Origin of the sequence: Flavobacterium sp. LC2016-23, from assembly GCF_009674775.1 — a bacterium.
In the GTDB taxonomy this organism is placed as follows: Bacteria; Bacteroidota; Bacteroidia; order Flavobacteriales; family Flavobacteriaceae; genus Flavobacterium.
In genome coordinates this window covers 201,357-214,595 of record NZ_WKKE01000006.1, presented here as the reverse complement: position 1 = coordinate 214,595, position 13,239 = coordinate 201,357, and the positions used below count along the sequence as shown (strand labels likewise).

Sequence of the window (13,239 nt, the reverse complement as noted above, 5' to 3'; positions counted from 1 at the left end):
TACTATAGATTTATTTATTTTCATTTTAGCATCCTCCTTTCTTTTTCGGGGCATTCCCTTTTATTACACTTTTTGTTACACCACCAGGTATATTCATATTTCTAATATCCTGACCTAAATCGCCAGGATTACGTCCTTTAAAATTCACAATAACTGCATTATAGGAACCAGTAGTCTTTGGTAATTTTAACCCTCCCTTTTCTGCAGCACCTATTGCAAAGTCACTACAATTATAATTATTTAAGTCATATGTTTTAGAGTAATCATTAATATAATTAATAATACTTGATAATTTGTCTGCATCAATTCCTATAGAAATACTTACATGGTATAATGTATTACTATTGTCATGTAATTCGCTTTTTTGAGAAGAAATCAGTGATGCATTAGGACTATCAGGGTAAAATCCAATAAGTCTTTGTATTGTACCTTGCTGAATGCCTATAAAGGTATGCCCAACACTATTCGCTCCAATTTTATCTCTGGTGTTTTCGTTTGGTTGTTGAACATACACAGTCAAAACAGCAGGTTTCGTTTTGTCAAAACATTTGGTTTCTTCTTTAGGATCAATTTTTTCTCCTTCTATCTCAATGACTAGTATGGTTGCTTGTGTTCCTCCTCCACTACTTGCTCCACTGCCACCACGAGGAGAGGTATAACCACCAGGAGTTGTTCCGCCAATGATAGGAGAACGAGGCGCAAAAACTGCTTTTGGACTTGGATCAGATTTTGGTTTTGGTTTTACGATAATCACTTCATTTAACTTTATTCCCGGGAGCAAATCAATAACAATTGTTCTTAATTGAATTGGGTTACCGCCACCAGGACTATCATTGCAACTACCGTCAAAACAAGGATTAAGAGAGGGCGCTTTGTAAGTAGCCTTATCTTCTCTGTCCAACACTTCCACAATCCCGTCTTCCACAGCGTAATTGTTCTTAAATTGGGCTGCTTTTACAAAACCTTTCTTGAGATCCCAGACGCTGATATATCCGTTAAAATTTCCGCCCTCCATAGACTGGTCCTCTTGTGGAGCCGCTTTGTCGGGATAGATTTCAACCACTGAGGCCTTATAACTGCCATCGGGTAATTTATAGAGGTACAAGCACTGTTGCCAGATTTCTGACTGGTTTATTTTTAATTCTTTTATCGGGACCACAATCGTTTCAGTCCCGTCTTCAGCTTGTTTCACGATCGCCCCGGACCACTCGTAATTGAGATTCTGGAGGTAAACATAATTATCACCTTTTCCTTCATATTCTTTAAACCATTCTTTGGCAGAAGACACTGTTGTGCTCCCCGCAGCTACCACTTCGTCATCCTGCTGGCATCCTGTAAAAAATGCAGCAATCAGCACAGCCGTAATTACAGCTGCTGCTGTCTTAAAATTTTCTTTCATCCTGTAATTCTTTTAGGTTATTATTTTTTTTGATCTTTACTGAACAAAAAACACCCTGTTAAGCTGCTGCAGCTAAGGCTTAAAAAGATGTTCTTTTTATAAAGTAAAACAATATTTTTGTAGTCCGGAAAACCGATTTATAACTGTAGGGTTTCAATTGATATTTGTAGTTAAATAATACGATAAGACCTCAATCCGGATAGAATTTTAATAAAAAAAGTGCCAAACTGTTTTCTGTGCCTTACCTTTTTTTCCGATCCGCGAATTGTTTTAATACTTTAGAAATGCTTTCAGAAAGTAAAGTATTTTTATACAAGCTGTTTTGCTTCTTTTTTTTTAAAGTTGCACAAAATTAAAATGAAAATAATTTTCATGAGACTTTCTTTCGCACCACTTTTTTGCTCTTATGGACTGATTTACATAAATAAGATACTCTGAATAAAGTTTCAAAAAAAATGCGCAAAAGTCTATACCAGACCTTTGCGCATTCTAAAAAACATCTATTTTTAAAGCTTTATCCCTAACCTAATTTTATAAAAGCCTAAGCTTTATAAAGCATACTCGCAGCTCCCAATAAAGCAGCTGCTTCGTTATCTGTAGAAACATAAACCGTTACTTCACTTGCGGCTTCTTTAATTTTTTTATTGAAAACAGGCAGAAAAAATTCACTTGCGTTGGCAATTTTTCCTCCAATAATAAAACGATCTGCACCAAATTTTTCCAGCCACGGAATTACAATTTCGGCCAAATCCGCACCCATTTCTTCAAATACTTTTATAGCAATTGTATCCCCTTCTACAGCAAGGTTGTAAAGTTCCAGTCCGTTAGCAAGAGTTGTTCCGCTCAAAGCCTTAAAATGTGATAAAAGACCTCTCGCTGAAACATAATCTTCTGCTATGCTGTTTTTATAGGGAAGGTTGTAAATTTCTCCATCTGGCGGTACGCTACTTCCCGAAGTAACCGAAACTCCTTTATCGATAAAACAGGCACCCAATCCGGTACCCAAAGTGATTGCCATTACTTTCCGGGACAAATTCTCTTTTTCTTTAAAAACTTCGCCTTTGCCAAAACAAACGGCATCATTTTCAAAAAGTACCGAAAAATCGTTGGAAAGCTTCAGGTGCTCCAAAAGTAAATCCCGAATATTCAATCCATAAAAATGTTCGTACTTAGACTGGTCTTTGATCCAGCAAATACCCTTTTGATAGTCAAACGGACCGGGCATGCATACCGCCAAACCTGTCGTTGCTGTAACTTTAGAATTTTCTACGGCCGTAGCAATCGCTTTTTTCCAGATAGTCATTACCTGATCAACCGGTAAATTAGAATCGAAAGATTCTTTGTAGATCGAGAAGTCCATAACTTTCATCTCTTTTATATTGATCACTGCCGCAGTAATGTGTGTCCCTCCTATATCTAGCCCTATGGCGTATGGTATATTCATTTTTCCTTATTTAACTTGCTTATTCTAGATATTCTTATCTTTTAAAATCTGAGGGTAGTTGATACTGGTGTGAACGATCATTTCGCCAAATAAGGTGTTGGCCCAGGCAAACCATTTTCGGGTAAACCTGGTTACATCATCTTTATGAAAGGATTCGTGCATGAATCCCGTATCCGCATTGGTTTTGATTAAATTGCTGATGCAGGCTTTTATTTCTTTTTCATCTACACTGGTAATGGCTCTCAGAACAATACTCATTGGCCAGATGGTGTCAACTCCTGTATGTGGCCCTCCGACACCTTCGCCGGCTTTTCCTTTGTAGAAAAAAGGATTGTTTTCGGAAAGTACTACTTTACGGGTATTGAGGTATAAAGGGTCATTTGGAGCAATTGCGCCTAAATACGGTAATGACAATAAAGAAGGTACATTGGCATCGTCCATCATGTGGAAACTGCCGTAGCCGTTTACTTCAAAAGCAATGATTTTTCCGAATTTCGGGTGGTCTATGATTCCGTTTTCTTTTAATCCTTTTTGTACCTGTTCTCTTAATTCTCTGGCTTTAGCGACCAGATCATTGTCTTTTAAGGCCGGTAAGGAGAATATTTCAATCAGATACCCCAATACTTCGATCGCAAACATATTACTCGGAATCAGATAGCCAAACAGCGTACTGTCATCACTGGGCCTGAAAGTCGAAACAATTAGTCCGCATGGTTTTACCGGATAACCGTAACCTCCCAGAGGCACTCCGTCTGTTGCCCAGGCAGTCTGACGCTGAAACGTATAAGGCCCTCCTTTTCCATCCAGTCTTTGCTGTTCCTTAAAAGTCTGCAATACGAGCAGCATGGCTTTTTTCCATTGTTCATCAAACAAACTGATATCTCCGGTTTCTTTCCAATAACCGTGTGCCAGTCGGACCGGGTAGCACAAACTGTCAATTTCCCATTTTCTTTCGTGTATTCCGGGCTGCATTTTGGTCAGGTCATGCTTCCATTCGCTTTCTTTGGTGAAATCTTTATAAAAGGCATTCGCATACGGATCCAGGAGTATACATTTTGCCTGACGGTTTATTACGCCTTTGACCAGTTCAGCCAATTTAGCATCTTCTTTTACAAACGGAATGTAAGGCCAGATTTGTGCTGTACTGTCACGAAGCCACATGGCATCTATATCTCCCGTAATGACATAGGTATCGGGTTTACCGTCGATAATTTCAAAATCAACTGTAGTATCCAGTGTATTGGGAAAACAGTTTTCGAACAACCAGGCTAGTTCCGGATTTGCAATTTGCTTTTTGATGCGTACAATAGCAGCTTCTACGGCCTGACTTGTAAATTTTCTTTCGGCCAGCGGAGGTCTTTTGCTTATAAAATCTTTTAAAGGAAACGGAAAAGTATCCGAATTAAAACCGAAAGCATTGCTTTGAATGGCCAATAGTCCTGCTGAAAAAATGCCTGTGTTTTTTATAAATTTTCTACGTGATTGCATAAAAGTTTATTTTGAAGTTGAATAAGAATACGGATACGCTTCTGCTGCTGTACCTCTTTGTAAATTAGGGGAACTGGTCATATCAAAATTTAATTCGCCACCTTCTAACACATCAAAATGATTGATGTAATTTTTGTTGTGCTTCGAATTATTCCATTTTAATTCATTGACATATCTGTTGGTTTCTGAATTATCGGGAGCATTGATAATGAGCTGTTTTCCGTTTTCCAACTGTAGGATTGTTTTCTTAAATAAGGGCGCGCCCAGCACATATTCATCGGTTGCGGGACAAACGGGATAGAATCCCATGGCCGAGAAAATATACCAGGCCGAAGTTTGACCGTTGTCTTCATCACCGCAATATCCGTCCGGAGTTGGTTTGTACAGACGGTTCATTACTTCTCTTGACCAGTATTGCGTTTTCCAGGGTTCACCTGCGTAATTGTATAAATAAATCATGTGCTGAATCGGCTGATTGCCGTGTGCATATTGTCCCATGTTCATGATTTGCATTTCGCGGATTTCATGAATAACGGATCCATAATAACTATCATCAAAAACCGGAGGTGTGGTGAATACAGCATCTAATTTGGCTGTGAAGGCCTTTTCGCCTCCCATGAGATCAATTAACCCGTGAACATCATGAAAAACACTCCAGCTGTAATGCCAGCTGTTACCTTCGGTAAAAGCATCTCCCCATTTAAACGGATTAAAATTGGCCGGAAAACTTCCGTTTTTGTTCCTTCCGCTCATGAGTCCGATAGCCGGATTGTACAGGTTTTTGTAGTTCATCATTCGTTTTTCGAACAGCTTGATTTCTTTATTGGGACGGTTCAGTGCTTTGGCTAATTTCCAGATCGTAAAATCATCATAAGCATATTCTAAGGTTCGTGCGGCATTTTCGTTTATACCTGCATCATAAGGAACATAGCCTAAGGTATTGTAATAATTCACTCCTTTTCGGCCCACCGCATCCATAGGTCCCTCGGTATTGGCACCATGCAGCAGGGCTTCGTATAAGGTATTGATATCATAACCTCTTAATCCTTTCATATAGGCATCTGAAACTACGGAAGCTGAATTATTGCCGACCATGACATTTCTAAAGCCGGGACTGGACCATTCCGGTAAAAAACCGCCTTCTTTGTAATCATTTACCAATCCTTCCTGCATTTCTTTGTTGATCGAAGGATAGACCAAATTCAATAAAGGGTATAAAGCACGGAAAGTATCCCAAAAACCGGTTCCTGCAAACATATAGCCTGGAAGCACTTTTCCGTTGTACGGGCTATAATGCACTATTTTTCCTTCTGCATCTATTTCGTATTGCTTTTGCGGAAAACAAACTGTGCGGTACAAACAGGAATAAAAGGTTTTTAACTGCTCTTCATTTGTATCTTCTACCGTTATTTTTCCTAAAACTTTGTTCCACTCTTTTTTGGATTCTGCTACGGTTTCGTCAAAAGTAGCCGCTCCCAATTCGTTCTTTAAATTTAATTCTGCCTGCGCTGCACTGATAAAAGAAGAAGCTACTTTTATGTTTACTTTTTCTCCTTTTTTGGTTTTAAAACCCACTACTGCCCCTACGTGAGTGCCGGTGAATTCTAATTTATCTTTTTCTAAAGTCTTTTCATTCCAGGTCGAATGGGTCAAAAATGGCTTATCGAACTGCAATACAAAATAGTTTTTGAAATTCTCCGGAACTCCTCCGCTATTGCGTGTGGTATAGCCAATAATTTTATTTTCGGACGGAATAATTTTGATATAAGATCCTTTATTGAAGGCATCAATTACAATAGAAGATTTTTCATTATCCGGAAATGTAATCTGAAAATGTGCCGCTCTTTCTGTGGTGGTAATTTCTGTTGTCACATCATAATCTGCAAGATAAACGCTGTAAAAATACGGTTTTGAAACCTCTGCTTTATGGCTGAACCAGCTGGCACGATCGTCTTCTGTAAAAGCGAGTTTACCCGTAACCGGCATAATCGAAAACTGACCGTAATCGTTCATCCACGGTGACGGCTGATGGGTTTGTTTGAATCCCCTGATTTTTTCTGCGGTATAGGTATACGCCCATCCGTCGCCCATTTTTCCGGTTTGCGGTGTCCAGAAATTCATTCCCCAGGGCCTGCAAATTGCCGGGTAGGTATTTCCGTTCGAAAGATTGGGCAGCGATTGTGTTCCCATAAGCGGATTTACATATTCTACCGGATCTAAAGTTTTAACCTGCGCGTTTAGAAAAACACAATATTGTAGTAATGCTAAAAAAATTAAACTCTTTATTTTCATGTTTTATTAATTATGAGTTGTGTGTTATGAGTTGTTAGTTGTTAGTTGTTAGTTGTTAGTTGTTAGTTGTTAGTTGTGAAATGTGAAATGTAAACTGTGACTGAAAACTGTAACTGTGACTAAAAACTGAGACTGAAAACTCCCTAAAGCGGCCTGTCTTCCTTCTTCACTCCAAAAGTCAAAGAAGGTTTGCTGCCCATATACAACTTCAATTCTCCTCCTTTTGCAATCATCTCGTGTGTGATATAGGATTTTGTATAGGGTTTGCCGTTGTATTCTGCTTTTTGAATATAGATATTTGTTTTACTGTTATCGATTGCTTTCACTGTAAAAGAAATCCCTTCTTTATGATGGATTACGGCCGTATTGACTAACGGACTTCCCAAAACATAAATTCCATTTGCCGGATTAACCGAATAGAATCCCATGGAAGAGAGCACATACCAGGCAGACATTTGCCCTAAGTCCTCATTACCACACAATCCGTCGGGTTTTGTGGTGTAAAATTTATCATCGATTTCACGAATTAGTTTTGCTGTTTTCCAGGGCTGTCCGGCGTACGCATATAAGTATGGAATATGGTGATTGGGCTCATTTCCTTGTGCATATTGTCCGATCAGGCCACTGATATCAGGGGAAACTTCTTCGCCTTCTACTTTGTCGGTTATCAGGAAAAGGGAATCCAATTTGGCTAAAAACGTATCCTCGCTTCCAAATAGATCAATTAATCCATAGGGATCCTGAGGTACGAGCCAGGTGTACTGCCAGGCATTTCCTTCTACATAATCATCTTTACGGTGCGCCGAAGAAAGCGGGTTGAAAGGTGTTCTCCATTTTCCATCAGTTAACTTACCTCGCATAAAAGTGGTTTCTTTATCGAAATAGAGCTTATATAAATTCGCTCTTTTGGTAAAATAAACATAATCTTCCGTTTTGTTTAAGGCTTTTGCCATTTGGGCCACGCAGTAATCATCGATGGCGTATTCCAGGGCATTTCCAACGGATTCGAGCATTTTATCAGCCGGAATGTAGGCTAATTGCTGAACATAATCCATTCCGTCGCGGGTCTGCATGGCTGTTTTTCGGATCGCTTCGTAGGCAAGTGTCGTGTCGTAATCTCTGTATCCTTTGAGGTAGGCATCTGCAATAACTGCAATGGAATGATTTCCATTCATGGTATTGGTCTCGTTCCCCATCAAATGCCAGACCGGTAATCTGCCTTGTTGCTGGTAAATCGCCAGAAATGATTTGACAATATCGTTAATTTTATCGGGTTGTGTAATGGTGTACAAAGGATGTAAACCTCTGTAGGTATCCCAAAGTGAAAAAGTGGTATAATTGGTAAAATCAGCTTTCTCATAGACCTTTTTGTCGGTTCCTCTGTAATCTCCGTTAGCATCGTTAAAAATGGAAGGCGCAAACATCGTATGATACAAGGAAGTATAAAAAACCTTCATTGTTTTGTCGTCTGCTTTTATCTGAATTTTGTTGAGTTCTTTATTCCATTTTGACCTGGCTTCTTTTACGGTTTGATCAAAATCCCAACCCGGAATTTCTGCTTTTATGTTGGCAGCGGCATTTTCGGAACTAACAGGAGAGATTCCGACTTTTACCAGAACATGTTTGTTTTTTAAAGCTTTAAAATCTAAAACGGCTTTCATTCTGACACCTTCTCCTTCACTGCGTTTTAGAGGGGCAATACTGTCATATAAGGCAATAGCGGCAATGGGTTCTGAGAATTCCATCGTAAAATAAATGCGCTGATCAGTTGCCCAGCCTGCCGAATACCGATAACCGGCAATTGTCGTTTCGTTTATTTTTTTTATGAATGTTTTTACGGGTTTGTCCCATCCTATTCCATCAGCAAGGTCTAGTAAAACATGAGCATCATTCGCAGAATCGAAAGTGTATTTATGAAAACCGACTCTTTCACTTGCTGTTAATTCGGCTTTGATTTTATACTTGTCTAACACAACGCTGTAGTAACCGGGCTGGCTTATTTCGTTTTGATGTGAAAAGTAAGAGCCGTAACCGTTTGCCATATCTTCTTTAGTTCCTTTGGTAAGGGCCACTTTTCCGGATACGGGCAGTAAAAGGATATCGTTTAAATCCCCGATTCCCGTACCGCTCAAATGGGTATGTGTAAAACCTAAAATAGTGTTGCTGGCATAATTATACCCGCTGCACCAGTCCCAGCCTTCAAAAACATTTACAGGCCCAAGCTGTACCGCTCCGAAAGGAACATTAGCGCCCACAAATACATGACCATGACCCGCAGATCCGATAAATGGATTTACATATTGGGTGTAATCTACACTTTTCTGTTTTGCTTTCTTTTCCTGTGAAATTACCGGACTGGCCAAAAACAGGTTTAAAGCTAAAATTCCGCTAAAGGCTATTTTGTTATATTTTGTAAACATATTTTAATTTTTAATTGACTTGTTTGGATCGGTCACGGATGACGCGGGTTGAACGGGTTTTACACGGATTATTTTTCTTTGAACATAAAAAAATTAACCGCAAAGGTCGCAAGGTGTTACGCTAAGATCGCAAAGTTATTTTCTTTGAACCTCTGTCCCTTTGAACCTTTGCCCCTTTGCCCCTCTGAACCTTAGTACCTAAGCAACTTAGAACCTCAGTACCTCTTAAGAACCTCATATAGCGAATAAACTCTAACCTCCGGCTTTGTTAATTTTCCTTCAAAAGAAATTATCTTTTCTTCTCCTGCTTTTAAATCGATATAATTATCACTCCATTTTCCGGTATATCCTTTTATCGAAATATAAACATATTTTGCAGGTTTTAAGGCCTTTAAAATTACTTTATTTCCTTTTAACTTCCAGCTTATTTCCGGATCTTCCAATTGTAAATCCTTTGGACGGGTTAGATCCATTTCTGGCGTTATATCGTCTCTGTAAGCTTCCCGCATGGCATACCAGGCGGCTTTGGGCTGTCGGTTGTCGTAATCGGTGACACTCCAGCTGGCTACGGGCCAGCAATCGTTAAGCTGCCAGACCAAGGTTCCCATAGTATAGGGCGCTTTGGAACGATGAATACCTATTATGTTTTTAAGGGCGTAATATTGTAAACACTGTGTCAGGTACGTATAATCCTCCAGGTTCATCTTTTTTATTTTTACGGAGTCTATAAAATACCGGTTTAAATAGGATTCTAATTTCAAAAAACCTTTACCTGCTTTCTGATGGGCCTGCAAAACATCAGAGTACAAATACCGGTCTTCCGGCAAGGTAAATTTTTCGATAGACGAATAATTGGGAAGAGACTGCATTCCGTATTCGCTCACGAAACGTCCGGTTTTTTTCTGCGTCACTTCTATGTCTTCCAGTCCCCACCACGTTCCCCAGTAATGACTGTCTCCTTGTTTGACACTTTCTTTTTGAGACCAGTGAAACAAAGGCGAAGAACTAATATAGGGGCGCTTGCCATCAACTTCATTGACCCATTTTGGAATACTGTCCTGAAATAAACGCACATAATCCTTCCACAATCGGGTGGAATCCTGTTTTGACATTTTCATGCTTTTTTGCCAGCCCCAGTTTTTAAAGGCTTCGTCGGCTTCGTTATTGCCACACCATAAAACAATACTCGGATGATGGCGTAGTCGTTTCACCTGATATTTGACTTCTTCCCTAACGTTTTCAAAAAAAGCTTTGTCTCCGGGAACCATCGTACCGGCAAACATAAAGTCCTGCCAGACATTGATTCCGTATTTATCGCATAAATCATAAAAATAATCCTCTTCATAAATTCCGCCGCCCCAGACGCGAAGCATATTCATATTGGCGTCTTTTGCCAAAGCAATTACCTTTTCGTATTCTTTTTTGGTCACTCTGGACAGAAAAGCGTCGGAAGGAATATAGTTTGCTCCTTTCATGTATACAGGTTTGCCGTCAATCTTAAAATAAAAGGATCTGCCCAGACTGTCCGGTTGCTGTACCAATTCTATCTTACGGTTCAGCACATAAGGCTGTTCTGTCTCTTTTGTATCGTAGGCTTCTAATCTGGGGGTTTTCCAAATTCCGCAGGTGGTAAATTTTGGCCCCCAGTCCCATCCGAAATGATATTGTGCTTTGCGGACATAAGCCCTTGGGTTATCCGGAATGACAAAAGGCAGGTCTTTTTTGGCCAGTGAATCGACCACATTTTGAGCGGACTGAAATACGATAACCAAATCATTGTTGCCTGATTTTAGTATTTTTTTGACATCTGCCCGCCATTGACGAAACATATTGTCTGTTTTTAAAATCTGCTGCTTATTGAGATAAACTGTGGCATAAGTATCCAGTCCGTCAAAAACCAATTCTGTGTTTTTCTTTTTTAGCGTTGCCGCCGATACCTGAAAAGTGGTTTTATATTCCCAGTTTTTACGTTCGATCCATGCTAATTTCTTTTCATTGTCTCTGTAAAACGGATCCGGAATTGCTTTGTTGCGTAATAAATCGGTATGTATTTCTCCGGGAACGGCAGCTGGAAACCATTTTTGTGTTTTCTCTTCACGGTAATTCCAGCCCTTCTTCAAATCTATACGCTGTGCAATCGCTACAGAGGAAAGATTTACAAGACCAAAACAGATTAACGTAAAAAAGTTTTTTTTATAATTCATTTTACTTAGTATAAAATAGGAATGCCTAAGTTTTAATTTTTTAAAAAAGCCAATGTATTTTAATTCCTGGCAGTAGAAGAAGGAATAAAGCGCTACACCATTATTCCTTCTCTTTAGGTTACGTGTTTACGAATAACTAACAAAATATTCAGAAATCATTTCCTTTTACTGCGCATAATTCTATGGGAATGTCTGCCTCAATTTAGTATTTATCAGTTTCTTTTACATCTGACTTTGTCATAAAATTAAAAAGCGAACTTCTATTGTTTGATTTATTTATATCAAATTGAAAAAATCCCTTCTTTTTCAGCAAAAGCTATTTTTAGCTGTTGCGAAAAAAAAGACATTATAATCTTCTAGTAAACCAATACAATGCGGGTTCTTTTTGATCCTTATTAACAGAAAGATTAAAAATAAGCCGGGTAACAGGAGATTACCCGACTTATTTTAACTAACCAACCAAATTAATTATTTTACAATTTGTCCCACCAGATTCTGGTTGTCATCAAATCTAATCCCTGACGCTGTATTGCCGCTTTGTAATTGGCTTCGTTGGTGATCAACTCGGACTGATCGTAAATCAATCTTCTGGGAATAGTTCCTTTGGTTTCTCCCGTAGGATCATTCACCGGAACTAATACCGGATAACCTGTTCTTCTGTATTCAGAAAAAGCTTCAAAACCATTAAACAGCAATACAATCCATTTTTGAGTTATAATTTGTTCTATTTTCTGAGCCTCTGTTCCGGCCGATTTAAACGGATAAGTAGTAATATATGTGTTGTATTCCGCTGTAGTCACTGCAGGCACTTTGTCTCCGAAAATAGTCAGCACTTCCATCGCTGCTTTAACGCCATCTTCATAATGTTTCTGCGCTGTTCCGCCAACATTCCATCCTCTCACTACTGCTTCCGCCAGTATAAATTCTATTTCAGCGTAAGACATGATTAAAGTTGGGGCATCTAAACGCAATACCGTAGAAGTATTTGGGTCTGAGAAAAGCTTTTTGTCTCCTCCCGGAAATTCTTTGGCATCATTTGGTAAACCCTGCTGGCTTGCCGGATTGTTGTTTCCTGTTGCTTCCAGTTTGGCATAGATTCTTAAACGCGGATCGTTGGTGTTTTTCAATAAATCGATAAAAGTTTTACTGAATTTAATATTCGATTCCCCACCATTCAGGTCATTTCTAACCCATGAAGAGGTAATCGGATTTGTTTTCACTCCTGCAGGACCTGCATCATGTTTTAGTACAAGACTGTCATCATTGGATGTAAAAACTCCTTTTGCAACTGCTTTTTCCACATACTCTTTTGCTTTCGCAGGGTTTACTTTAGACAAACGCATTGCTACTCTCAACATTAGGGAGTTGGCCAGTTTTTTCCATCTTGTAACATCACTCTGATAATACAAATCGGCATTTCCGACAAAAGCTTTGTTGGCATCTAATGCTGTTCCGGCTTCATCCAGTTCTTTTAAAAGGTCATTGTAAATCGCTTCCTGTGTATCATATTTTGGGGCAAAAATATTTCCGTTATATCCTTTTCCGGCTTCGAAATAAGGAACTTCACCATACGTATCTGTCAGCTTCTGAAACAGAAATACTTTCATAATTCTAAGGGCCTGAACCATATTAGAATTTTCCGGTGCGTCCGGTGTTACCGATAATAACTGAAAAATCTGATTCAGTCCTTTCCCGTATGTTTCTCCAAACAAAGCACCTGAATATTCTGAAGAATAGGTGTATTTTGATCCGCCGCCTAAGGAAGCGAAGTGCTGTACATATTGCGCGGCGTAAATATTATTTCCTCTTGTATTCGAAAAATCCTGTCCGTCCACATAGATTTCAGCAAGCGTAAACATCGATTTTAAAGCCGGATCTGTTAAGGCATTTGGGTTTGTATTCAGTTCCTCAAACCCTTTATCGCAGGAGGCCAATGTCAGCACCCCAACCATTGCGGCACAAAATATTTTTATATATTTATTTTTCATCTTT

7 protein-coding genes are annotated in these 13,239 nt (G+C 39.2%); all 7 read right to left on the bottom strand.

The genetic code is table 11. From position 1 onward, the window contains the following. Positions 1-25: 25 nt before the first annotated feature. The 7 genes from GJU43_RS07240 to GJU43_RS07210 all read right to left on the bottom strand — a co-directional run bounded on the left by GJU43_RS07240 (position 26) and on the right by GJU43_RS07210 (position 13,235). Complete coding sequence (locus tag GJU43_RS07240) at positions 26-1,399, bottom strand: hypothetical protein (RefSeq protein WP_154340119.1); 1,374 nt, start codon at positions 1,397-1,399, stop codon at positions 26-28. Positions 1,400-1,940: 541 nt separating this feature from the next. Continuing rightward, complete coding sequence (locus GJU43_RS07235; RefSeq protein WP_154340118.1) at positions 1,941-2,843, bottom strand: ROK family protein; 903 nt, start codon at positions 2,841-2,843, stop codon at positions 1,941-1,943. A gap of 24 nt (positions 2,844-2,867) precedes the next feature. Beyond that, positions 2,868-4,331, bottom strand: a complete 1,464-nt coding sequence (locus tag GJU43_RS07230) for a glycoside hydrolase family 125 protein (protein WP_154340117.1) — start codon at positions 4,329-4,331, stop codon at positions 2,868-2,870. Between the two features lie 6 nt (positions 4,332-4,337). Further along, complete coding sequence (locus tag GJU43_RS07225; protein ID WP_154340116.1) at positions 4,338-6,623, bottom strand: GH92 family glycosyl hydrolase; 2,286 nt, start codon at positions 6,621-6,623, stop codon at positions 4,338-4,340. 143 nt (positions 6,624-6,766) lie between these two features. Then, positions 6,767-9,043, bottom strand: a complete 2,277-nt coding sequence (locus GJU43_RS07220) for a GH92 family glycosyl hydrolase (RefSeq protein ID WP_154340115.1) — start codon at positions 9,041-9,043, stop codon at positions 6,767-6,769. 215 nt (positions 9,044-9,258) lie between these two features. After that, complete coding sequence (locus GJU43_RS07215; protein ID WP_154340114.1) at positions 9,259-11,247, bottom strand: glycoside hydrolase family 2 protein; 1,989 nt, start codon at positions 11,245-11,247, stop codon at positions 9,259-9,261. 473 nt (positions 11,248-11,720) lie between these two features. Further along, a complete protein-coding gene (locus GJU43_RS07210) occupies positions 11,721-13,235 on the bottom strand; it encodes a SusD/RagB family nutrient-binding outer membrane lipoprotein (protein ID WP_154340113.1) in 1,515 nt (504 codons plus the stop codon). Positions 13,236-13,239 lie beyond the last annotated feature (4 nt).